General features: G+C 53.2%; 15 protein-coding genes and 1 pseudogene. 11 read left to right on the plus strand and 5 right to left on the minus strand.

All coding sequences use genetic code 11. From position 1 onward, the window contains the following. Nucleotides 1-61 precede the first annotated feature (61 nt). A complete protein-coding gene (locus tag THINI_RS17720; protein ID WP_050988082.1) occupies nucleotides 62-1,750 on the plus strand; it encodes a hypothetical protein in 1,689 nt (562 codons plus the stop codon). Continuing rightward, nucleotides 1,750-2,664, plus strand: coding sequence for an SMP-30/gluconolactonase/LRE family protein (locus THINI_RS17725; RefSeq protein ID WP_002709917.1), 915 nt, complete (start codon nucleotides 1,750-1,752; stop codon nucleotides 2,662-2,664). The genes THINI_RS17720 and THINI_RS17725 overlap by 1 nt, the downstream gene beginning before the upstream one ends. Before the next feature lie 45 nt (nucleotides 2,665-2,709). Here THINI_RS17725 and THINI_RS23710 read toward each other — a convergent pair whose 3' ends face one another. Next, entirely contained in the window at nucleotides 2,710-4,728 is a 2,019-nt protein-coding gene (locus THINI_RS23710; RefSeq protein ID WP_154724451.1) for a choice-of-anchor L domain-containing protein, read from the minus strand. Between the two features lie 291 nt (nucleotides 4,729-5,019). On the opposite strand from THINI_RS23710, the gene THINI_RS17735 reads away from it, so the two are divergent. Further along, the gene (locus tag THINI_RS17735; RefSeq protein WP_040839547.1) at nucleotides 5,020-6,102 is read left to right on the plus strand and encodes an SdrD B-like domain-containing protein; all 1,083 of its coding nucleotides are present in this window, start codon (nucleotides 5,020-5,022) and stop codon (nucleotides 6,100-6,102) included. Between the two features lie 19 nt (nucleotides 6,103-6,121). Here THINI_RS17735 and THINI_RS27385 read toward each other — a convergent pair. Continuing rightward, nucleotides 6,122-7,389: pseudogene (locus THINI_RS27385) on the minus strand (ISAzo13 family transposase). A gap of 221 nt (nucleotides 7,390-7,610) precedes the next feature. On the opposite strand from THINI_RS27385, the gene THINI_RS17750 reads away from it, so the two are divergent. From THINI_RS17750 to THINI_RS17760, 3 genes are all read left to right on the plus strand, one after another. Further along, on the plus strand, nucleotides 7,611-8,432 hold the full coding sequence (locus tag THINI_RS17750; protein WP_040839551.1) for an SdrD B-like domain-containing protein: 822 nt from the start codon (nucleotides 7,611-7,613) through the stop codon (nucleotides 8,430-8,432). A gap of 92 nt (nucleotides 8,433-8,524) precedes the next feature. Beyond that, nucleotides 8,525-8,875: a DUF11 domain-containing protein gene (locus THINI_RS25365; RefSeq protein WP_281054680.1), complete on the plus strand. Its 351-nt coding sequence runs from the start codon at nucleotides 8,525-8,527 to the stop codon at nucleotides 8,873-8,875. 260 nt (nucleotides 8,876-9,135) lie between these two features. Beyond that, nucleotides 9,136-10,050 (plus strand): SdrD B-like domain-containing protein, encoded by a 915-nt coding sequence (locus tag THINI_RS17760; protein ID WP_040839554.1) that lies wholly within the window; start codon nucleotides 9,136-9,138, stop codon nucleotides 10,048-10,050. Here THINI_RS17760 and THINI_RS17765 read toward each other — a convergent pair. Continuing rightward, nucleotides 10,040-10,918, minus strand: coding sequence for an IS982 family transposase (locus tag THINI_RS17765; protein ID WP_002708892.1), 879 nt, complete (start codon nucleotides 10,916-10,918; stop codon nucleotides 10,040-10,042). The genes THINI_RS17760 and THINI_RS17765 overlap by 11 nt on opposite strands. A 255-nt stretch (nucleotides 10,919-11,173) precedes the next feature. Here THINI_RS17765 and THINI_RS26085 point away from each other — a divergent pair, with 255 nt between their 5' ends. From THINI_RS26085 to THINI_RS17790, 4 genes are all read left to right on the plus strand, one after another. Beyond that, entirely contained in the window at nucleotides 11,174-12,598 is a 1,425-nt protein-coding gene (locus THINI_RS26085; RefSeq protein ID WP_081485879.1) for an SdrD B-like domain-containing protein, read from the plus strand. 238 nt (nucleotides 12,599-12,836) lie between these two features. Continuing rightward, nucleotides 12,837-14,570 carry a DUF11 domain-containing protein gene (locus THINI_RS17780; RefSeq protein ID WP_040839558.1) on the plus strand — a complete coding sequence of 578 codons (1,734 nt, stop codon included), beginning with the start codon at nucleotides 12,837-12,839 and terminating at the stop codon, nucleotides 14,568-14,570. Between the two features lie 60 nt (nucleotides 14,571-14,630). Further along, on the plus strand, nucleotides 14,631-16,145 hold the full coding sequence (locus THINI_RS17785) for a DUF11 domain-containing protein (protein WP_002709920.1): 1,515 nt from the start codon (nucleotides 14,631-14,633) through the stop codon (nucleotides 16,143-16,145). Nucleotides 16,146-16,264: 119 nt separating this feature from the next. Next, nucleotides 16,265-20,659 (plus strand): IPTL-CTERM sorting domain-containing protein, encoded by a 4,395-nt coding sequence (locus tag THINI_RS17790; RefSeq protein ID WP_002709921.1) that lies wholly within the window; start codon nucleotides 16,265-16,267, stop codon nucleotides 20,657-20,659. 231 nt (nucleotides 20,660-20,890) lie between these two features. Here the strand turns inward: THINI_RS17790 and THINI_RS17795 are convergent, their stop codons facing one another. Both THINI_RS17795 and THINI_RS17800 read right to left on the minus strand, forming a co-directional pair. Next, nucleotides 20,891-21,196 carry a hypothetical protein gene (locus tag THINI_RS17795; RefSeq protein ID WP_002709922.1) on the minus strand — a complete coding sequence of 102 codons (306 nt, stop codon included), beginning with the start codon at nucleotides 21,194-21,196 and terminating at the stop codon, nucleotides 20,891-20,893. 310 nt (nucleotides 21,197-21,506) lie between these two features. Beyond that, the gene (locus THINI_RS17800; RefSeq protein WP_002709923.1) at nucleotides 21,507-21,809 is read right to left on the minus strand and encodes a hypothetical protein; all 303 of its coding nucleotides are present in this window, start codon (nucleotides 21,807-21,809) and stop codon (nucleotides 21,507-21,509) included. Between the two features lie 365 nt (nucleotides 21,810-22,174). Here THINI_RS17800 and mqo point away from each other — a divergent pair, with 365 nt between their 5' ends. Next, nucleotides 22,175-23,698: a malate dehydrogenase (quinone) gene (gene mqo, locus THINI_RS17805; protein WP_002709924.1), complete on the plus strand. Its 1,524-nt coding sequence runs from the start codon at nucleotides 22,175-22,177 to the stop codon at nucleotides 23,696-23,698. Nucleotides 23,699-23,900: the final 202 nt, after the last annotated feature.

Raw genomic sequence — 23,900 nt, forward strand, 5'->3', positions numbered from 1 at the left:
CCTCATTTCTTTGTGGCTGATAGGCTGCGGTGATGATAAGTCTGCATCAGTGACTCTTCCTGTGACCGACAAATACGCTGATACCAGTGCGCTGGCAAAGCCGGTAGCGGCTGAGGATTTGCGCAACAAGGTTCCAGAACTGGCGGCCTATTGGCAAAAGGTGCAACAGGCGTTGCAGGCCGACCCACCGGTATTGTTGCTGGATGACAAGGAGCTGACCAACCTACAAGCGCAACAGGCGCAAAAGCTGGCAGTGGCCAATCCCCAATTCCTGCAATTCACCCGCGATGAGCAGACCGGCGAAGCCCTGCGCAACGAAATTATGGCGGTGCGCAAGGCGCTGCCTGCCGATTTCAACGGCAATGCCGGGGCGTGCGCGCAGCTGGAATGCTGGCGGGTGGAGATGTACAGCCACTTCCATAATGCTTCCACCATTGCGTTTGTGGATGTGGCAGGGCAACGGGTGTTGGGCGTTAGCCGCCAGAATTTCGCCCAGCCGGATTTACCCGGGCATCTGGTGGAACTGGCGGCGAAAATCGCCAGCGCTTCACCGGAAATCCAAGCCATTTTGCAAGACCGTGACCGCCAGCCGGATAAGAAAGAATTCAAGACCGCCTTGCAGGACTCGATGTGCGAACGCTCCCACCACCTGTGCGTTGCTCCGACCTATGTGTTTGAAAACGATGCGTTGTGGGCAATTGTGGATCTGACCGAGGGCAAGCTGGTCGGTTCGCGCTGGACAGACCTCGGCACCAGTGGCCCGCGCACGGTAGTGACAGAGCGCAGTCTGGAAAACGAAACCACTTTCCGCAACTTCTGCGAAAAGGTCAATTCACTCGCACAGGATGGTTGGTCGATGGATTACGTCATCACCGGTTCGGATGGTTTGCAACTGACCAACGTCAAATTCAACGCCAAACCGGTGCTGAAGAATGCCAAGCTGCTGGACTGGCATGTCAGTTATTCCACGCGCGAAGGGTTTGGTTACAGCGACGCGATTGGTTGCCCGCTGTTCAGTGCGGCGGTGGTGATTGCCTATGATGGGCCAAAAACTGAGCCAATAGTGACGGACGGGCAGGAAGTGGGCTTTTCGGTGACGCAGGATTTCCGTCAGCCGCCTTGGCCGACGCCGTGTAATTACCGCTATGTGCAACGGTTTGAATTCTACAAGGATGGCCGTTTCCGCGTGGCGCAGGCCGATTTCGGGCGTGGCTGCGGCACCGATGGCACGTACCGTCCGGTGGTGAGGATTGATCTGGAAACTGGCACGGGGCAAACCGTGGCGGAGTGGGATGGTAGCCAGTGGCAAACCTGGGACAAGGAACAATGGCGTTTGCAGGATGATGCCAAGCTGACGTCAGATGGCTACCAGTACAAGGTTGTGGGCAAGGATGGTGCAGGCTACTACATCGAGCCGGGTAATGCGCAGTTTAGTGATGGTGGGCGTGGTGACCATGCTTTTACCTATTTCAGCGCCTACAAACCGGAAGAAGGCGAGCAGGATACGGTGACGCTGGGTTCCTGCTGCAACAAAGATTATAAGCAGGGGCCGGAGCAATTCATCGAGCCTGCCGAGCCGTTACAGGGCAAGGATGTGGTGTTGTGGTACGTGCCGCAGATGAAGAACGATGGCAACCCCGGCAGCGAATATTGCTGGGCGGATACGCGCGTCAAGGATGGCGTGCAGCATATCGAGGTATGGCCATGCTGGTCGGGGCCGATGTTCGTACCGGTAAAGGAGGGCGGGTAATGCGCAAGTTAACCGTCATGCTCACAGCAGCGGCATGGCTGACTGCCTGCGGTGGGCCTGATATGGGTAATTTCCAGCCGGGGATCGCCAACGCCTGTCAGGCCATGCCGCCGTTCATTGCCAAAACCGGCATCGGTGCACCGGTGGCGATTGATACCCTGCAACGTGGTTACACCGGTTTGCGTTTGCTGAATCCACAGGCGGGCAAAACATGGCAGCACCCTAGTTGGGACGATGCTGGGCATGTAGGTGCATTTGCGCGGGATGGCGCGGGCAATATTTACATCGCGCCCACGCCGGAAGTGAGTCTTGCGGAAAACCCGCCAGCATTGCAAAACCGTATTTACCGGGTGGATGCCCAGACAGGGGAAATGGCCTTGTGGCTGGAATTACCCGCAGTGGCTCCGCCGTCGCCTGCCAACCCGTTTGGTACGATGGGGCTGTTTTACGACTGTGATACCGACAGTTTGTACGCCAGTTCGCTGGCAGGCTCGACCCCACGGCAGGCAAACGGGCGTATTTACCGCATCCGGGTGGCGGATAAAACCGTAGCTGACCAGATGGACAATACCGATGCCATCGGGGTTGGGGTTTTCAACGGGGTAAAGCATAAGCGGCTTTATTTCGGCGCGGCGCGTTCCTCGGATGTCTATTCGGTGGCGCTGGATGCTAACGGGGACTTTACGGATGACATGCGTCATGAGTTCGCACTGGCAACCTTACCTGATGGCAATACCACCAGCGTGCGCCGTTTCGAGTTCGCCAACCGGCAGGGGCAGTATGTGATGCAGGCTAAGGAACTGGAATTCGGTTTCCGTCTGCCTGCTGAGAACAACCCGCACAAGCGGGTTTACCTGTTCACCTATCAGGCGGGGCAGGATAGCTGGCAGTTTGCTGCTATAGCGCCGGAGTGATGATGGGCGTGATCGAAGCCTGGTAAACAGGGTAGTGGCATTGGTTCATTCAGGAAGGCTACCATTGATAATATAATTGGCTGCACCGTTCCCATTGTCTGGATACTGCAAAACGTTGGCACGTAACAGATTGACATCATTGTCGGGGCCGCTGTAAATATTCATGCCATCCATGTTGAGATCCCCGTCGAGGTAGCCTTTTAGCCGGAGATTGCTGTTGCCCAAAATGTTTTCAGGGTGACTTAGTATCGCCCCCAGTATGGCATTAAGGTCATTGCCTGAACCGCTGGCGATAACGCTATTGTTACTGTTCACATCACCTGCCCAGAGTAGGGCGGCATGACTTTCCAGCAGGCGGGAATGTTTGCCGCTGACAGCGGTTTCCGGCAGTGTAAAGTCAACCGTTGTAGCGGTATTTGATAGCTGTAGCGGTGTTGCCGTCATAATGCCCAGATGGTTACGGTGGCGCAGGGTAACGTAGTAACGGCCTTCCTCGACATTCGGGATATGTAATGTGGTTTCATTCGTTTGCGGCTCGGCTACGTCACCATCACGCTGTATCAGGGCTACGCTTGCTGCTACCCGGATGGCAGGGTTGGTTTGCTCTCGCAGCTCCAACAGTACCCAATCGGTCGGGGCGTCATTGTCTTCCAACGCTGCTACAGCCGGGCTCAGCATTTCTGTGCCATTATGACCTAGCAAGGCGTAAGGTTGGGTTTGGGGGAGTAAACCCTGTTGCCGCAGTTTGTCCTGCATCAGTCCGCTTGCGTTGTCGTAGGGCCCTTGTAGTAGACCCCGTACTTTCAAGGTGACGTGTGGTGCTTCTGATGGTGTCAGGGTGACAGAGGCGGTATCGTCTTCGTTGGGGAAAGTAGCCTTGTTGAAAGGGGTGGAGTCTGGATCTTCATGGTCTGAATACAGGATTTCAGCAGAGGCTGTGTAGCTGGCCTCCTGGCCAATCTGCACGTTGAACGTAATGGATGTACTGGCAAGCGCACCGATGGGGCCTGTACTCCAAACATGGGTGGCAGGGTTATAGCTGCCTTCCCCGTCTTGGTTCAGGATGCTAATGCCTGCTGGCCATTCCAGCAGGGTTTGTACCTGTTCGACATCCGATGTGGTTGAGGTATTGGTGAGTGTGTAGGTGATGGCTACTGTGCCATTTTTTACCGGAGCCATGTTGCTGGCAACCGTGGTCAGTTCCAGATCCACGGGATGCGAGTCCGTGCTGTTCAGCCATTTGAAAAATGTGCCGGAGTCATAATTGCCGTCGCCACTGTCGGCAAGGGCCAGTTTGACATGATAGGTTTCTCCAGCGGTCAGCCCCGCCAACGGGGCTGTTATGGGCTTGGTGAATCCGTCCAACTGTAAATTGGCGTTGCCTGAGCCATTACCGTTATCATTGAAATAGGCACTATTGCCCAGGGTGCAGGCTGTGCCGTCTGCACGTATGCCAGCTGTGCCGTTGTTCACGTGATTTATTGTAATGGCATCTGAAGTGCCGGGAATAAAAGCTGCATTGCGGGTGCTGAAACCGGGGCCGGATACAAAGAGGCCGAAGCCGTCATTAAACTGGCTACACACATATTCCGGGTATTCTTCTGAACCAAACGACAAGACAAAGTTAAGCGTATCCCCGGTAGGAATCAGATCAAACTCGATAATGACCGGGTCGAATTTTGCATAAGGGCTTATGGAGACCAGATCCTGGTCAACATAGGGAGGGTCGGGTGTGACCCCAGAATAATCGGGCACACTATTTGGCCCCAGGAGTGAAGTCAGGCTGCCGGTTGTCATGAAAATGCCATCAGGAATGCCGATTACGGGGCCTTTACCGGCGGAGTCCAGCCCTCCGTTGAAAGTGCCGTATTGGTGGCCGGTAAGGCCTTTAGTGATTTTTATATTGCTGAGCGTCAGGCCAGGGCCTTGCAGGGCTGCCTGAAGTTCTGCAAGCGTTGCTGATTTGTGTAAGGTCAGTTGGGCGTGTGCGGTGGCCGTGCAAAAAAATAAGAAAAAAATTGGTAGCCATTTTAATACTGATTTATGGGGTTGCAGTATGCCCATGTTGTTCATTCCGGCTTGTCCCTATCGTTTTTATTATTTGAGCTTTTGTCATGTTGTATTGCTAATGATCCAATAAAATGCAGGAATCGAAAAGCTGGCCTGATAATCGGTAGGCGCAGGGTTCTGCTGCTTTACAATACAATTGATAACACCACTCTTCATTTTCTTGTTGTTTGGGTCAAGGGGGGATGGTAGGATTCGCAATCCTAACATTATGATAAAAAATATTAATAACAAATAAATTATTATTGCCAATAATTAACAGCAATAAAACAAATCGGATCAATATAAATGAAAGTACAGCCAACGCAATGGAGCCATTTGGGGCTTGGTGTCCTGCTATTCGCATCACAAGTTGTCAATGCGGATATTTCTGGTAAGGTTTTCCGTGATTTCAACGTCAACGGTGTAGTGGATGCCAATGAGCCGGGTGAAGCAGATGTCGTTATCAAGGCATTTGCGCCGGACGGTACAGAAGCTGCTTCCACCAATTCAGATACGGTCGGTTCCTATGTATTGGCGCTGGCAGGCGGCACAGAGTATCGCCTTGAATTTTCCTGGAGCAATAATGCCCTTAAACCGGGTGCGGGTGGCGGTACTTCTGTACAGTTTGTGCAAGATGGCACAAGCAATGTCGACTTTGCGCTGAGCAATCCGGCGCAGACCATCGCGCCCGGTGCAGTCCCACAGATTGTAACCGCAGTACACAGTGGCAGCATTCATTTTGGTGATGAATTTGTCTTGGCCACAATCCCAGAATCAGCGGGCTCTACCAGTTCGACCAGCATGAATGCCTATATGACGCCAGCTCCGACCGTTTCGGCGAAGGAAACGGAAATTGGTGCAATCTGGGGTGTGGCGCATGACCGTTTACATCAGCGGCTATTGGCTGGGGCATTTATCAAACGTTTTACACGTCTGGTAGGCAATCCGACCACCATTTACAGCGTTCCGGAAAATGGTGGCGTACCGAGTGTTTGGATCACGCTGGATAGTGCGCGGACTGACCCGCATGGGGCAGCGCCAGACTGGAGCCGGGATTTTGATGTTATCCCAAGCGTCGGTAAAGAGGGTCTGGGCGATGTCGATATGGCTGAAGATGGTAAAACGGTTTATACCATTGACCTGAAAACACGTGAATTGGTCAGCATTCCTGTCAATGCCGATGGGAGTGCCGGAACTCCTGAGCGTATTGCATTGCCGACAACCGTGGGGAATTGTACCGATAGCAATGATTTACGCCCTATGGGTTTGGGGGTGCGTGACGGTAAAGTTTATGTAGGGAGCGTGTGTACGGCTGAATCGACAGTCAGTGGCTTGCCGATTGACAGCACTGCGGCGCGCAAGGGTGACCCTGGGAAATTGTGGGCTTAGGTGATTTACCTCAAAGACATTACCCAAAAACAGGGCGAATCAGAATGTCCCATTTTGGTAAAGCAGCATTTCTTTCCAGCCTCGCCTCAACAGCCTCCATAGCTTTTTTGCTGAGGGTCACACCCTTCTCATAAACCTTGTGGCTGAATTCGACCATGGGGTTGATGCCTTTCCAGGTCATGGTTTTTGCCCATTCCAGCAGGGTTTCGGCATCCTTGAGCTGGGTGCCGTTCCAGTGTTGTTCCAGAATCCCCCAGCAGCGTTCAATCGGGTTGTACTTGCTGTGGTAAGGCGGGTAGTACAGCAGGTGGACTGTCTTACCGGTATGGTTGGCGAATTCCACCATGCGCTTGAGGAATTGCGTCCTGATCCCGCTGCTTTCCGGGCCATTGTCCGCTTTGATCTGGATGCACTGGCAGGCGTCCTTGTCAGCAGAAGGCATCTGTTCCCATACCCGGCACAGGGAATCCACGATGAAGTCACTGGTTTTGCTGGAACTGCCGAAGGTCAGGTAAACCTGCCCACTGTCCTCATCCAGTACGCCAAAAGGGATGTATTTCTCTTTGCAGCCCATCTCATGGTCAGCGGCTTTATTGTCACCCCGTGTTTTCCCGCCCCGTGAGTAGTCACCGATGTTGACGGTCGCCTTGCAGTCCATGCTCAGGCGTTTGACCGCCCCATCGGCAAACTGCCCATCGTTGGCCTGGATATTGGCGAAGATGGCGTCGGTTTCTGGAATTTTTTTTGCGGCTTGGCTTTCTCCACCTTGCGCAGGCGGTAGCCATTCCGGTTGAGTATCCGCGCCATGGTGCTGGGGGCGGGCACTTGTCCACCGCTGAAACCCATGGCCTGTAACTGCCGGATGGCTTCCGCCGCCGTCAGGCGGGTGTAGGCGATGCTGCTGCGGAATGTCGGGTCTTGCTGGCTATGTGCTTCCGCCAGCGCCAGCAAGGCGGCTGCCGCTTCCGGCTGGGTTTCCTCCCAGCGCTTCTGGCCACAATACGCCGCCTGCGCACCCACGCAAACCATGCCGCTGCGCTGTTCCTCCAAACCCAACTGCACCCCCTCCCGACCCCAGCCAAAACACCTTTCAGTCTGGCGGGCGTTGCCTGCACAATATTTCCGGCTCATGTCCGCCTGGAACGCACGGCGGGTGCTGCCAGACATTTTCGAGGCCGCCAGTTTCAGGTCGGCTATCTGGGATTCACTCAGGATCGGGTTAGCTGTTTGGGGTTCGGGGGGCATGGGGATAGGGACTCCGCTTGTCGATAAGACAAGTGTAGCCATTGCGGGGGAATCTTTCAGGGAAATCCCCTTATGTCCAGGTATGGGATGGCGCGACTGCTTTTTCTCCTGTTGTGGACTTCGCGCTCAATTATCCCCGTGGCTGTCTGAATAACGGCGGTATGGGCAATTGTACTACTTACGGTAATGCTGCCTGGCAGGCATGGACACCTGCTTATCCATTCAGTAATTGGAGCACGCATGCTAATGGCTATCCCCAGCCGATGCTGTCCGATATTGAGTTCACCCCTGAAGGTGACATGGTATTGGGTTTTGCTGACCGTTTCGGGCACATGGATGGCAGCTATGCGGTAGAACCCCCATCAGCTGCTTTCAGCAGCCAAGAATTGACGATTTCGGGTGATGTCCTGCACGCTTGCAAGACGGGCGACAGCACCTGGGTAATGGAAAAGATGATCTCCGGTGAAGCTGCCTGCAGTACGGCAGGGAAGGGTTATGATGCAAACAAGCAAAACACGATTGACGAATATTACTTTGAAGATGACATGGGTACGATTGCGCCGGGTAACCACGCTGATGTCGGCGATGGTGGTCTCGGGGTCGTTTTAGGGTCAGGAACCATTATTTCCAGTGTGATGGATCCGGCCCGTAATGCGCCCTGGAATAGTGACGGTAAAGATCCATGGCAATCGCATGGCTTGCACTGGTATGACGGCATGACCGGGGCTTTTGATAAAGGTTACGTATTGGTTGACCAAGGCCAGCCCAATGATCAGCCTGTGTGGGGTAAGGGTAATGGTTTGGGTGATGTTGAGGTTTTATACCCGCCTGCTCCGGTCGAAATCGGTAACCGGGTATGGCTGGATAACGATGGTGATGGTATCCAGGATGCCGGTGAGGCGGGGATTCCCAATGTAACGGTCAAGCTGCTTTCCGGCTCTGGCGAAATTGCATCGGCAGTCACCGCAGCTGATGGCACGTACTATTTTTCCAATGGGCGGGAACCTCGACGGCCAGCCGGGTTTACGGTATTACCCAGTTGCAGCCCAATGCGGATTATACGGTTCGTTTCCCGACAGCTGTGACAGTTTCGGGGACAGATTACCAACTGACCAATGCTAATGCCGGAGGGAACAACCTGCTGGATTCAAATGCCCCGGCTTCTGGTGATGTCTTGGTGAGTACAAATGATATTCCGGCTCCGGGGGTAAACAACCATTCCTTCGATGTTGGGTATAAGAGTGCCCCTGTTGCCACGGCAGATTTGTCTCTGAGCAAAACGGTTATGCCCACAAGCGCCAACCGTGGCGATACGGTGGTGTATACCCTGACAGTAACCAACGACGGGCCAGATGCGGCTACTGACGTGAAGATAACAGACAAACTTCCGGTCGGACTGACTTTCGTTTCCCATAATGGGGCCGGCCCTGGCGTGTATGACGATGGTTCGGGCGTGTGGGATGTCGGTACGGTCGAAGTTGGTGGGGCGAATGCTGTGAGCTTGCAGATCACGGCAACAGTCGATTGATGCCTAACAATAATGTTGAAAACTCAATAGTGAAAAATTGTGGTAATAAAGGCAGGGCTGCGGGCAACATTAAACCGTTGAAAGTAATTATTCATGTGGCGCTATAGTTTTATGATGAGTTTTCTAACCACTCTTCGGTTTTTTCTTGTTCAGTTAACAGGCAAATGATACGATTTTTACGATATAAAATATAAAAAGAACTACATGGTATTCTACTTAGGTGGCAATAATAACAATGGGTTAGGTAAATGAGAACAATAATGCAATCAAAAAAGTGGGGGCATTTGGGTTTGGGTATCCTGCTTCTTTCCTCGCAAGCTGCCCACGCAGATATTTCCGGCAAGGTTTTCCGCGACTTCAACTCAAATGGTGTGTTTGATACCGGGGCGAGCTTTAATGAAGTGGGTATGGCGGGTGTTACCGTCAAGGCATTTGCTGCTAGTGATCCTGTTAGCACGCCGACATCAACTGCAACGTCCGGGGTAAATGGTAGCTATACCCTTACGGGGCTGACTGGTGGAGCCAGTTATCGTCTGGAATTCTCCTGGGCAGAAAGTTGGCTTAAACCCGGTGTTGCAAGTGGTACGACGGTGCAGTTTGTGCAGGATGGTATCAGTAACGCAGATATGGCAGTCAATAACCCTGCGCAATACTGTCAGGCTAATCCTGAAGTGGCGACCACCCGCATGATTCCTGATGACAAGGTGGATAAGCCAACGGTGCTGAGTTTTGACTACGATAGTACGGGCGATGATCGTAGTACGCTGACTGAATTGGCACATGGTTCTGATCATATAGGCTCTACCTGGGGTGTGGCTTACCGCCGTGACACCAAAAAACTCTACGTCTCTTCGGTATTGCGTCGTCATACCTCTGAAGGTTCATTGGGTTTTGGGGGTATTTATGAACTGGATGCAAGCAATTCGGCAGCTGCCCCCGTCAACTGGCTATCAATAACAAGTGCCGGTTCCATGACTAATCCGCGGGGTATTCCCGGTGATGGTAGCCCCAGTCATGATGTTGAGGCTTATCAAAAGCTTGGAAAAATGTCTCTGGGTGACATCGATATTTCTGAAGATGGCAAAACCTTGTATGTCATGAACCTGAATACCCGTTCTCTGGTTCCGGTCGATATTGATACCAAACCTGAGTTTTGCATAAACCTTATGCCGTGAGCATGACTTCTTCCATTGCCCATTTCAAGGACGGCTTTTTGGGTTGCCACGTATAGGCAATCAGGCCACAAATCAGATTGACCATGAAGTTGGCGATGCTGCGATGCCGGGTATGCTCAATCTGTGAGATATTTTTCAGTTGGTCGTTGACTGTCTCAATCAGCGCCCGCTTACGCAATAGCAGCTTGTCTTCCAGGGGCAGCAGTTGGTTCTTCATGTTTTTGCGTACCCGTGTGATCAGTTGCAAACCTTGTTCCATCAGGGTTTCAAACAACTTTTTGGAAATGTAGCCCTTGTCACCGAACAGTTTGCCCACCAGTCCGCGCGCCAGTTTGGGGACGGGCGCGCGGTCATCGGTATTGGCGGGTGTTATCTGGAAAGCCAACAACTCCCCCCGGTCGTTGATGACCAGATGCAGTTTGAAACCGTAAAACCAGCCCGTTGAGGTTTTGCCGCGTTTCGCCACCTTTTTGAACACTTTGTGGCTGTGGATACGGCGGTTGTGGCATACCGCAATGGAAGTGGCGTCCACAAAACTGATCCCGGTTTGCTCGCCACGCCGCCCCATCAGGTAAACACACAACGGGATCAAGGCGGTCGGTGTCAGGTAAACAAACCGGGAGTAGCTGACCAGTTCCGGGAAGGCCGAATGCAGCTTGTCCCGCTGGTACAGGTAGTAATGCTTGAAACAGCGGTAGCTGGAGCGGTGGAAATACACCAGGATCGTCATGATTTCACTTAGCGCCAGCTGCTGTGTACGCTGGCGCTGGCGTTCACCGCTGGCCAGTTGGCGGCGGTTCCACTCCGGCACGAACTGCTGGCAAAAATCGTCTATGTCGCAGAATAATTCCAGTAAGCTGTCTTCCATGGCTTCCGTTCCTTTGGCTGTTTGGTGGTGTGGTTATCTCAAACATACCATGGGGACGGAAGCCTGCCCCGCTTAAGCAAAACTCAGGTTACCAAAACTCAGGGAACGCCTATCCCAGTTGGTGATCCAGGTTGTGCTGCTGCCGACGATATACGGCCTTGGGCGGTCAAGGTACAGGACGGTGAAGTCTACGTTGGCGTGGTTTGTTCCAACGAAAGTGTTGGCAGCATTACCTCAGCGTTTAAAGCTTACGTCATGAAACTGTCAGGCAGTAGTTTTACCTCCGTTGCCAGTATGGCGCTTGATTATGAAAAGGATTGGGCAGAATTTGGAGAATACCCAAACGAGGATTCTTGTGAATCCCATCGCGGATGGTTCCCATGGACTTCCGACACGGCTGCATTTACCAGTTTTGCTGGGTGTCGTACTGATTATCCTAATGTAGCGGTTCATCCTCAGCCGATTTTAAGTGACATTGAGTTTGATGTGGACGGTTCCATTATTCTTGGTTTGCTGGATCGTTTTTCTATGCAAACAGGTGCTGGCAATTATGCGCCGGATGCAGCCAATAACGATACTTATGGGGCATCTGCAGGTGGTGATATTCGGCGAATTTGCAACGTTAATGGAGCTTACGTTGCAGAGGGAGGGGCTGGCTGTGCCTTTAATGGTGGGCAGACTCTTAGCCTGAATAATGAGTTTTATGTTGGCGATCATATCCTTTACAGCTGGGATGGTCAGGTTTCCAGTATTGAGTCAGCGAATTCCGAAACATCATTGGGAAGTCTTGCTTTAAAACCGGGTAGTGGTGAAGTGCTCTTGAATGTCTACGACCCGGTCGATGATTTGACGGGCAGTGATACCCGCTGGGGAACCAATGGCACCAAATGGTTGAGCAATACTACCGGTGAAATGCGTGATGTATTTGAAATTATCAGTATATCGGATACAGACTTTGGCAAAGTGTCCGGCTTGGGGGATCTGGAACTGATGTGTGACCAGCCTCCAGTCGAAATCGGCAACCGTATCTGGCGTGATACCGATGAAGATGGCATTCAGGATGCTGATGAAGCGGGTATCGATGGCGTTGAAGTCACGCTGACCTGTGGTGCTGACACGGCTACGGTTACAACAGCCAATGGCGGCCAGTACCTATTCTCCAGTGCCAGCAACGCCACTTTCCTGGAATCCGGCAAGACCTGCACCATCGTGGTCGCCAGCGGGCAAACACCGCTGGATGGCCTGGCTGTCACCACTCAGGACGCGGATGGTGTGACGGACAACAATGCCGCCACGGATTTGCGTGACTCTGATGCTAATGGGGCCGGGCAGATCGTCATTACCCTTGATGGTGTCGGCGCGAATAATCATACATTGGATATTGGTTACAGAACGGCTCCGGCGGCATCGGCTGATGTGTCTTTGACCAAGACGGTTCAGCCGACTGCCAGCAATCGCGGCGATACAGTGACCTATACCCTGACAGTGACCAATGCCGGGCCGGATACGGCAACGGGCGTGGTGGTAACTGACAAGCTTCCTGCTGGCCTGATGTTCGTTTCCCATAACGGCGCCAGCCCTGGAGTGTATGACGCCTTAACAGGCGAGTGGAATGTCGGTACGGTCGAAGTTGGTGAAGCGAATGCTGTTACCTTGCAGATCACGGTAACGGTCAATTGATGACGGTGACATTGCAGTGAAAATGCAGAAAATGCCAAATCGAGTGTATGGTCTACCGTTCTTCGGTTACTTATGTTCGTTTGACCATTTTGGTGGTAAGATTTTCCCCAGTTTGCGATTGAAGAAAAATAGTATTGCTTCCACCATGCAATAGCGCGGTCACTGCACCGGTTAAAATTATAAAAACAATACGAATCGGAGATTCCTGATGAGGGACGTTTCTTTATATAAGAGAGAAATGCCGCGCGCCAAAAAGCTGGCGCTGGTTGTTAGTGTGTGTGGCCTGTTGGCATCGCTAATGGTTTCTGCCGCAGAAACTGTCAGCACCAGTTGTGCGCCGGTCATGACGCCCATCATGGTTAACGGTGATCGTACACACGCTGATGTCGCCAGTCGTGTAGCGGTTCTTGGCTTTGACTACGATGAACGCGGGACTGCAACGCCGCCGTCAACCCAACTGGAGCTGGCGACAGCCGCTGAAGTCGGCACGACCTGGGGAACAGCCTATAATTCTGTTACCAAAAAATATTATGTGTCCGCCTTTTTGCGCCGTCATGCGGATATCTCGCCAGGTGGTCTGGGCGCGATTTACGAGATTGATGTCAGTGATGTTTCAGATTCCGCTTCCATTGGCGAACCCGTCTTGTGGATGGATCTGAACTCGGCAACACACCTGGGGGCCGGTGCTACCTTGTTTCCTTCTGAAACTGCCGCCAATCGTGGGCTGACCGGGCCGAATGACCCCAGTCGCGATATTTGGGCCTATGAAAAAGTCGGGCGTCACGGTCTGGCCGGTCTGGAGCTTTCTGATGATGGAACCACCCTGTACGCGGTTGACATGACGAATCGCCAGTTACTGGTGATTGATGTGGCAAGCAAGTCGGTCAGTGCGCGCTACCCGATAACCGACCCCGGCTGTGCGGGCGGAGCGGGGGATGTGCGTCCTTTCGGTGTGGATTACCTCAATGGCGAGGTTTATGTCGGCGTGACCTGTTCCGGTGAAACCAATCAGTCGGATTCTGAGGTTAACTCCTATGTCAGCAAGCTGGACGGAGGTGGCTTTACTCCGGTGGTTAGCGATGTACTGCAAAAATCCGATATCAGCTGGCTGATTACCTATTGGCAGGATGACCCCATGTTCGGTGCTGCTTGTGACGGCAATAACAATGCGCCGAGCAAGTCTACACCAATCATTACGAACATGGAGCTGGATGAAAACGGCAATATGCTGATCGGTGTTTCCAGCATTCATGGGTTCCGTTTCGGCTGGGCAAATTACTATCCTACCGATACCTGTAATGACCTGGATGACTGGACGAATTTTGGTTACCTGATCAGGGCGACGCCATCAGCCTCAGGTTGGACACGCGAATCAGACCCGACGGATGAAAACACCGGCTTTTTTGGTTGGGGCGTCAATAATGGCGACGGTCATAACCGCAGTTACATCGGGGGGCTGGCGGTCACGGATTGCTCCGGGCAGGAAGTGGCGATAGCCAATATTCAGGATCCCATCAGCCCGGTCAAAGGGGGAGTGCGTTTTGTGCGTACTGCCGATGGTCAGCAGGAAGCGGCCACCAATAACGGCGATACGGATACGGATACCCGAACCAACAGCAGCAAGCGTTTGTATGGTGTCGAGTGGGGCAAGTCATCCGGCCTGGGCGATATTGAATATCTGCATCCTGCACCGGCTCTTGAGGTGGATGTGCAGCTATCCAAAACGGTATCGCCGAAGTCAGCCAAATCAGGTGATACGGTGGTTTACACCCTGACAGTTACCAACGCCGGGCCTGATGCCGCAACAGGCGTGGTGGTGACGGACAAGCTTCCTGATGGTCTGATATTCGTCTCCCATGACGGAGCCAGCCCGGGAGTGTATGACGCCGAAACAGGCGAGTGGAATGTCGGTACGGTCGAAGTTGGTGCAGCGAATGCTGTTATCTTGCAGATCACGGCAACAGTCAAATGATGACTAACAACAATGTTTAAAACACGATAACGAAAACCTGAAACAAAGAGAGTGATAACAATGACAAAAACAACCAATATCAAGGCTATGTTGCTGACTTTCTGCGCTGTTGGCGTACTGGCGGCAGCAAACCAATCCTGGGCTGCTGGTGATATTGCCAACTGTGCGCAAGTAACTGCTACTACCGAGACTGATGTAGACTCCACCCCTGATAACAAAGCAGATACAGCCGCTATTCTGGCGGCAGTAACGGGCGCTACCAATGAAGACGATGAGTCCTGCGCCGTCCTGACAGTCGAATCCATCTACGACTTCGGTGATGCGCCCGATGATTACGGGACTACCGGCGCAACCGCAGCCAAGCATGAAATTATCCCTGGCCTGAAACTGGGCGGCACTGTTGATTTTGAAACCGATGGCCAACCTGGTGTCGATGCTGATGGCGATGGTATTGATGAAGACGGCGTAACCGGCTTTACCAACCTGCAAGATGGCTCGGCAGTGACACTGCAAGTGACTGCGACCAATACCACGGGTAGTGATGCAACAGTGGGCTGCTGGATTGATTACAACAACGACCAGGCATTCGATTCCTCCGAATACGCTGAAGCAAATGTCCCAACCGGTAGCGATGGCACAACGCCTATTCCTGTTGCCATGCCAGCAGTTCCGGCTAATGCCAGCACCACCATGCCGAACGGCACTTATGCCCGCTGTCGTCTGACCACCGACACCATGGATGGCACCAACGCAACTGGCTTGCTGTCTGACGGTGAGGTGGAAGACTACAAAGTCACCTTTGCAGCCCAACCAGTCTTCGACCTGGCATTGGTCAAACGTGTATCCACTAGCCAGACCATGCCAATTAAACGTGGCGATACCGTTACCTTCACCATTGAAGTGATCAACCAGGGCAATGTTGAAGCCAAGGATGTTGTGGTAAGCGATTACATCCCGACTGGACTGACGTTGGCTGATACCAACTGGACTGCCAGTGGCAATACTGCAACCCTGGTTACCGCTATCCCGTTAATTGCTGCTGGCGCTTCCGAGACTGTCACAATCAGCTTCACGGTCGCAGAGTCTGCAATGGCTGGTGAATTGACCAATGCTGCGGAAATCAGCTCAGCCAAGGACGGCAATGGCGACCCGGCCACTGACGTGGATTCCGTCCTGAATGCAAACCCAGGCGATAACACTGTGGTTAAGGATGATGAAATCAACGAAAACGGAACCGTCCCCGGTGAAGACGATGATGCCAATGATGAAGCCAAGATCACGGTTGTTGTTGACCCTGAAGTTGACATCAACTTGGTCAAAACAGTCACTGACATGAGTGGCAGCCCGATTACCACCATCCGCCGTGGTGAACAGGTGAAGTATGTCCTGACCGTGACCAACGACGGCCCTGACATTGCTACCGGTGTTGTTGTCAAGGATGTGTTGCCAGCAACCCTGCAATACGATTCTGACGATGGCGCGGGCGCGTATACAGGTGGTATCTGGACAGTAGGTGAAGTGACCGTTGGCGCAGCCGGCAGCAAAATGCTGACCATTACGGCAACTGTCAAGTAACCTGCCTCTCTCTTGCCAGAAAAATGGCTGGCGGCATCCATAGGGGATGCCGCCAGTTTCAGGATGGGAAACAAGCGAAAGCGAGTCAATAAAAATTATAATTCCCCAAGGTATCAAGCATGAAAATAACAAAGCTTTCTGTATGCGTGTCGATGGTCGGGTTACTGGCTACGCTACCTGCCGCGTATGCAAACGAAATCATCACTAACTGTACGCAGGTCACTGCGACAGGTGAAGGTGATCTGGACTCCACCCCGAACAACATGGTTGGCGAGACCGTTGCGGAAGATGACGAGTCCTGCGCCAAGGTGATGATTCCTTTTGATTACGGCGATGCGCCGGATCCCGCCTACCAAACCCTGGACGCTAGCGGCGGCGCACGCCATCAGTTGGGGACGGATGTTTTCCTCGGCCAGTGTGTTGACGGCGACAGCGGCCTGCTGCAAGGTGGCGCAACCGCCGATGACGCCGATGCAGGCTCCCCGGTCTATGGCACTTGCGCTACGGCGAGTGACGAAGATGGTGTCACCTTCGGCGAGTTGCGCGTCGGCGAAACCGGCGCTACGGTCGAAGTCATTGCCAGTAAGGACTGTAAACTCAATGCCTGGGTCGACTGGAACGTCGATGGCAATTGGGGTGGCACTGCCGAACAGGTGTTCCTTAACCAGCAATTGACGGCAGGCACCAACAGCCTGACGCTGAATGTACCGGCCTTTGCCGTGCTGGGCGATACCTACGCCCGCTTCCGTTGTTCAACCGTCGGTAATGACGGCATCGGCGGCGAAGCGGCTGATGGTGAAGTGGAAGACTACAAGGTCAGCATTCTGGAAGCGATTCCGGTCACGCCAGTTTCTGTTGGCAACACCATCTGGATTGACGCCAACGAAAACGGCTTGCAGGATGAAGGTGAAAGCCCACTGGCTGGCGCCACCGTCACTCTGCTGGACAAAGACGGCAACCCGGTCAAGAACCTGGACGGCAACAACGTCACCGCCATCACCACGGTGGCCGACGGCAAATACCTGTTCGATAACCTGCCGGAAGGTGATTACATCGTGCGGGTTACCCCACCATCTGGCTACCAGGTTACTAGCGGCGGCGCGGACGTGGATGGCAACCCGGCCAACGACGACAGCAACTGTGCCGTGGTTGGCAGCAATATCCAAACCCAACCCTTCACTCTGACAGCGGGGATGGAGCCGGACGTTGGTGCAGACGGCGACGGCACGGATAGTAACCTGACGGTTGACTGCGGCTTCTACCAGCCACCGGAACCGACCCACAGCATCGGTAACCGCGTCTGGGTTGATGCCAACAACAATGGCCTGGCGGACGTTGGTGAAAACCCGGCGATTGCTGGCATCACACTGGAACTCAAGGGTTCTGACGGTTCAGCCATTGCTTCCGCCCAGACTGACGCAGAAGGGCGTTACCTGTTCAGCGGCCTGAGCGCTGGCTCCTATCAGGTCTGCGTGGCCGCCAACAACTTTGCTACCGGCGCATTGCTGGAAGGTTACACCGCCAGTACCGGCGGCAATGTGACAGACGCCAACACTGACATCGACGGCGACGACAACGGTACGGACGATACCAGCGTTGGCTTGTGTACCAACCTGGTTGTCCTGAACGATCAGGAACCGCTCGACGAAATGACTGCGACCGGTAATGACGGTGATGATGGCGTCGGCACTGATGACAACCGCTCCAACCTGACAGTCGACTTCGGCATCGTGCCACCTGCACCGGCCACGCCAGTCTCCGTCGGTGACTATATCTGGGTTGATGCCAACGAAAATGGTTTGCAGGATGAAGGCGACGGTCTGCTGTCGGGCGCAACAGTCGCCCTGTTGGACAAAGACGGCAACCCGGTCAAGGATCTGGACGGCAATACCGTAACCGCAGTCACCACCGGTGCGGATGGCAAGTACCTGTTCCGCAACCTGCCGGAAGGCGATTACATCGTGCGTGTTGCCCCACCAGCTGGTTACCAGGTGACTACTGGCGGTGCGGATGTGGACGACAACCCGGCCAACGACGACAACAATTGCGCCGTGGTCGGCAGCAATATCCAAACCCTGCCATTTACCCTGACGGCGAGCATGGAACCTGATGTAGCCGCAGACGGTGACGGCACAAACAGCAACCTGACGGTTGACTGTGGTTTCTACCAGCCACCAGCACCAACCCACAGTATTGGCAATATGGTTTGGGTGGATAACGGCGCGGGCAAAGCTGCCAATGCCAACAACGGCACCAGGGATGCAGGCGAAGCGACAGTAAAGGATGGCGTAGTTATGGAACTGCTGGACAAGGACGGCATAGTCATCCGCGAAGTGCAAACCAGTGACGGCTACTACCTGTTCAGCGGTCTGGAAGCTGGTGATTACCGCGTGTGCGTTGCCCACGGCAACTTTGACCTGGGGCTGTTAGCCGGTTACACAGCCAGTAGCGGTGGTGACGAAGCCGACGTAAACAGCAATGGCGACAACAACGACAACGGTGACAACGATACCCAGAATGGTCTGTGTTCCAATGTCATTACCCTGAACGACCAGGAGCCAACCGGTGAAACCCCAACTGCCAGCGGTATTGCCGGTGATGATGGCCAGGGTACGGAAGACGCCCGTTCCAACCTGACAGTTGACTTTGGTGTCATTCCGCCAGTCATACCGGTTTCCGTCGGTGACAGCATCTGGATTGATGCCAACAAGAATGGCGTGAAGGATACCAGTGAAACGGCACTGTCAGGCGCTACCGTCATCTTGCTGGACAAGGATGGCAACCCGGCCAAGGATCTGGATGGCAACAACGTTACTACGGTTACGACCGGTATGGATGGCAAATACCTGTTCGATAACCTGTCGGAAGGTGGTTACATCGTGCGGGTTACGCCACCATCCGGCTACCAGGTTACTACCGGTGGCGCGGATGTGGATGACAACCCGGCCAACAACGACAACAACTGTGCCGTGGTCGGTAACAATGTCCAGACCGCGCCCTTTACCCTGACGGGGGGTATGGAACCTGACGTGGCCGCAGACGGTAATGGCAAGGATAGCAACCTGACGGTTGACTGCGGCTTCTTCCAGCCACCCGCACCGACCCACAGTATCGGTAACATGGTCTGGGTTGATAATGGTAATGGCCAATTCGATGATGGCGAAGTTCGCCCCAGCGGTGTCAAGGTCGAGCTGCATGACAAGGATGGCAACCTGCTATCCAGTACCCTGACCGCAGGTGGTTACTACCTGTTCAGTGGGCTGGATGCTGGCTCCTATCAGGTCTGCGTGGCTGCCAGCAACTTTGATGCAGGTGGTGTCCTGGTGGGTCATACCCCCAGCACGGCCAGTGATGAAACCGATGCCAACAGCGATGGTGACGGCAACGACAACGGTGACAACACGATTGCTGATGGCCTGTGCTCCAACCTTGTTGTCCTGGATGACAAGGAGCCGAAAGGTGAATTCCCGACTGCCATTGGCACTGCCGGTGATGATGGGCAGGGCACGGATGATGCCTTGTCCAACCTGACCGTCGACTTCGCGGTACTGGCTCCTACACCGCTTGCAGTCGGTAACCGTATCTGGTTGGACAGCAACGGTAATGGCGTCCAGGATGCCGATGAGCCGGGTCTGGCCGGGGCAACGGTAACGCTGAAAGACAGCGCCGGTAATGCGGTGGTCGATGTCGACGGCAACAATGTTGCGCCGCAGACCACGGGCGCGGATGGCCTGTACCGTTTCGACAAGTTGCTGGAAGGCGAGTACATCGTGTCTATCAACGCACCAATCGGTTACTCCCCAACAACCGGTGGCCTGGATGTGGACAGTGACGCCAGCGACAAGGACAGCAACTGCCGCATCAACTCGGTCAGCGGAGTGTTTGACACCCTGCCATTCAACCTGAAGGCAGGAACTGAGCCAGACACCAGTGCCGACGGGGATGATACCAACGGTAATATGACGGTTGACTGTGGCATGGTACGCCCGCTCAAGCTGGGCAGCCGTATCTGGCTTGACCTGGATGGCGATGGTTCACAGGATGAGGGTGAACCAGGCATAGCGGGCGCGACTGTTACGCTGCTAACTGCGGATGGCAACCCCGTAACCGATATTTTCGGCAACCCGGTTCAGCCTATGGTGACGGATGCAGATGGTAACTACGCTTTCGGTAACCTGCGTGAAGGTTCCTATGTGCTAAAAGTGACGCCGCCTGCGGGTTACATGCCAACAGTCCTGGCGCAGGATCCAAACGATGATGACAGCACTGACAGCAATGGCTTCATGGATGCCGAAGGGAACCTCATTACCCAGCCGATTAGCTTGACGCCGGGTGCAGAACCGGATGAAGGCGGCTATGCAAACCTGACGGTTGGCTTCGGTCTGGTTCCACGTGTGACGGATGAAATCCCGCCCATGCAGGTTCCAACCCTCAGCCAGTGGGGCATGGCGATCCTGAGCATGTTGCTGGCGGCAGTAGGGTTCTCCCGCCGTCGCCGCGATGACCAGGGTTGATGCCTGATCCTGCATGAAACTGGATATGGCCGGTTCTTGTGACCGGCCTTTTTCTTTGTGGAAGTTGCAGGCAAGCAAAAGGCGGGCTTAGTTGCCCGCCTTTTTCCAATATTCTGGGAGCTGGCGACAGGAAAGCCCAAACCTGCCGCCGTTAAATTCCGCTTACCAGCCCTTAACCATAAGCGGAATTTGCTCCGTTTTTTTATTAAACTGTTTTATGGGTTTAATGTTTTAAAAACCCGTGCGTTCATGCGTCCCAAACGTATGTGATGGTAGCCGTACCCGCAGCAGTGACGAAGCAGTAGGGACTGAAATGGCCCCATGCGCTACGTTTTCACTAGGGGTAATAATGTAATCCGGCACACCGCACAACGTGTCACTGTTGGCATGAAACGGGTGGCCGATCTCATCCATGGCTTCAAACACCGTGAAGTAAGAATGCTGGTGGCGTTCGGACTGGAAGCGCGCATTGCGGCACGCTTCCGCAAAAGTTCTATGTGTTGAGTGATATGTTCCGTCCAGAAAAACTTTGAACATGATGAAGTGACTCCTGTTTGCCGTTCATGTTGTCATGGGTAAAGAGTATGTTATTCAGACAGCCTCAAGATGTGACGGAAAGCACACATTAAAATACTCGACAGTTAAAAATATTTATTAAATTTATCTTTTTACTTATGGTTTATAGGGATTTTAATTGTTGCAGAATAAAAAAAAGCGGAGGTGGAACCTCCGCTTTCAGGTTTGTCTTTATGGCTCCCAATGTTAGCCCATACGCTGGGTGCTTAAAGACTGTCGATTAGCGGGTCAGCCCACCCGCTTTAGCCCTTGATGCTTATTGTTTTGTTGTTTAGTGTCCCCGAATAGGTTTGCCTGATGCGGCAATCAGGCTTGCAAGTTTGGCAAGCCCGGCTTTCCGTCCGGTATCTGTTTGCATGGTGACAACGTGGGGCGCGATGATGTAATCAGGCACACCCTGTAACGTTGCCCGTTCGCCATCCAGTAACATCATTTCTTCGCCCTCATCACCAGCCTCGAATACTGTGTAATAAGACTGTTGGTGCTTCACTGCCTGTTGGCGCGCGTAGCGGCAAGCACTGGTAAATGTTTGGTGTGTGGAATCATACACACCATCCAGATATACGTTGAACATTGTTAGCTCCTGTTATTAGTCCCTGTGTGCAAACAGAATATGCAAAAAAAAGTGGGCAGAATGTGATGGCGGACACACTTCATTCTTTTTGTGTGGAAAAATTTTTATTGGCTATTTTTCGTTCTTATTAGGGTTATCATTATTTCCAACTATCATTATTAATTAAACTAATAAATAAGAAGAGCCTGGCTGGCAAGCCTCAACTTGACTAAAATGTTGCGATGCCGCATTCTTCTTCGCTTGCTGTAACGTTTTTTGCAAAATTGTCGACAATCGTGCAAAAATCTTATACGAATGGGTAGAAATCAAAGCCTTTCCCGTTCTATTATTCTGCTTTTGTCAATACCTTGATGATAAAGGATTATATGGCTGTGAAGAATGTAAACGTGTTGCTGGTTGGGGGCGGTATCATGAGTGCTACCCTTGGAGTGTTGTTAAAACAGCTTGACCCATTGTTGACAATTAGCTTGGTAGAAAAGCTGAATGATGTCGCTGAAGAAAGCACCTCTGGCTGGAACAACGCAGGCACTGGTCACGCGGCCTATTGCGAACTCAACTATACGCCAGAAAAGCAGGACGGCAGCATCGACGCCAGCAAGGCTTTTGCCATCAATGAATCCTTTGAACGCACCTTGCAATTCTGGGCCTGGCTGGTACGTCAGCAGGCATTGCCACAACCCTCAAGCTTCATTAACCCGACGCCACACCTAAGCTTCGTCTGGGGGGAAAAGAACGTTGCGTTCCTGCGCAAGCGTTTTGCCGCCATTGGCGATCACCCCATGTTTGCGGGGATGGAATACAGTGAGGATCTTGAGGTCTTGCGCGAATGGATACCACTGGTCATGGAAGGGCGTGACCCAACCCAACCAGTGGCGGGAACCCGCATCAAGCACGGGACGGATGTCAATTTCGGTTCCCTGAGCCGCAGCATGGTCGGCTATCTGCAAGCCCAGGATAATGTTGACTTGTTGCTCAAGCATTCTGTACAGGAGCTGGAAAAACAGTCGGATGGCAAATGGCGGGTGACGGTGCGGGAAGCAGGTTCGTTTACCAGCAAATACATCATTGCCGATTTTGTCTTCCTCGGTGCAGGCGGTGGTGCTTTGCCACTGTTGCAAAAATCCGGCATCGCCGAAAGTGTCGGTTATGGTGGTTTCCCGGTCAGCGGCCAGTGGCTGGTATGCAAAAAGCCCGAAATCGTCAAGCAGCATCTGGCCAAGGTGTATGGCAAGGCATCCATCGGCGCGCCGCCCATGTCTGTGCCGCATCTGGACACCCGTATCATTGATGGGGAAAAAGCCTTGCTGTTCGGGCCATTCGCGGGTTTCACCACCAAATTCCTTAAGCAGGGGTCGTTCCTGGATCTGTTTGCCTCCATCCGCCCCAACAACTTGTGGCCAATGCTCAAGGTCGGTTTGGGCAGTTTCGACCTGATCCGCTACCTGGTTACCGAAGTGATGCAAAATCATGCCGACCGCATGAATGCCCTGCGCGAGTATTTCCCCAATGCCAGGGATGAGGATTGGACGCTGGCAACGGCGGGCCAACGGGTGCAAATCATCAAGAAAGACCCGCAAAAGGGCGGTAAGCTGGAATTTGGTACCGAAGTGATCAGCGCTGCCGATGGCTCATTGGCGGCACTGCTGGGGGCGTCACCCGGTGCTTCCGTCACCGTAACTGCCATGTTGCAAGTGCTGGAAAAGTGCTTCCCTCAGCAAATGGCTACACCTGAGTGGAAGGCTCGGCTCAAGGACATGATCCCCTCCTACGGCGAGTCACTGGTGGATAATGTGAGTCTGCTCAAACAGATACGTCATGACACATTGTCGACATTAGGTCTGCTGGAAGCGGAAAAAGCCCCCCGAACACCTGTGCAGGCTATGGCTTAACTATTGATTCAGACAATAGTGACAATTGAATTAATTTTATTGTCGACACTTTGGCTGTCGAATACCATCAGAAAGACAGCAATCACGAAAATTGTTGACACATAATCGAGAGATTCGCAATAGCGGACACGAGAGAGGAAGGCAGGCTATCGACAGATAGCTCGTAGGCAATAGCCTGAAGCATTTTATTTTACCGGTTTCG

The organism is Thiothrix nivea DSM 5205 (assembly GCF_000260135.1).
GTDB lineage: Bacteria > Pseudomonadota > Gammaproteobacteria > Thiotrichales > Thiotrichaceae > Thiothrix > Thiothrix nivea.

What these genes read in the sequence shown, in the direction of transcription:
- THINI_RS17725 (WP_002709917.1), top strand. Translation starts at nt 1,750, where the DNA reads ATGCGCAAGTTAACCGTCATGCTCACAGCAGCGGCATGGCTGACTGCC.
- THINI_RS23710 (WP_154724451.1), bottom strand. Translation starts at nt 4,728, where the DNA reads ATGGGCATACTGCAACCCCATAAATCAGTATTAAAATGGCTACCAATT.
- THINI_RS17735 (WP_040839547.1), top strand. Translation starts at nt 5,020, where the DNA reads ATGAAAGTACAGCCAACGCAATGGAGCCATTTGGGGCTTGGTGTCCTG.
- THINI_RS17750 (WP_040839551.1), top strand. Translation starts at nt 7,611, where the DNA reads ATGCTGTCCGATATTGAGTTCACCCCTGAAGGTGACATGGTATTGGGT.
- THINI_RS17760 (WP_040839554.1), top strand. Translation starts at nt 9,136, where the DNA reads ATGCAATCAAAAAAGTGGGGGCATTTGGGTTTGGGTATCCTGCTTCTT.
- THINI_RS17765 (WP_002708892.1), bottom strand. Translation starts at nt 10,918, where the DNA reads ATGGAAGACAGCTTACTGGAATTATTCTGCGACATAGACGATTTTTGC.
- THINI_RS26085 (WP_081485879.1), top strand. Translation starts at nt 11,174, where the DNA reads ATGAAACTGTCAGGCAGTAGTTTTACCTCCGTTGCCAGTATGGCGCTT.
- THINI_RS17780 (WP_040839558.1), top strand. Translation starts at nt 12,837, where the DNA reads ATGCCGCGCGCCAAAAAGCTGGCGCTGGTTGTTAGTGTGTGTGGCCTG.
- THINI_RS17785 (WP_002709920.1), top strand. Translation starts at nt 14,631, where the DNA reads ATGACAAAAACAACCAATATCAAGGCTATGTTGCTGACTTTCTGCGCT.
- THINI_RS17790 (WP_002709921.1), top strand. Translation starts at nt 16,265, where the DNA reads ATGAAAATAACAAAGCTTTCTGTATGCGTGTCGATGGTCGGGTTACTG.
- THINI_RS17795 (WP_002709922.1), bottom strand. Translation starts at nt 21,196, where the DNA reads ATGTTCAAAGTTTTTCTGGACGGAACATATCACTCAACACATAGAACT.
- THINI_RS17800 (WP_002709923.1), bottom strand. Translation starts at nt 21,809, where the DNA reads ATGTTCAACGTATATCTGGATGGTGTGTATGATTCCACACACCAAACA.
- mqo (WP_002709924.1), top strand. Translation starts at nt 22,175, where the DNA reads ATGGCTGTGAAGAATGTAAACGTGTTGCTGGTTGGGGGCGGTATCATG.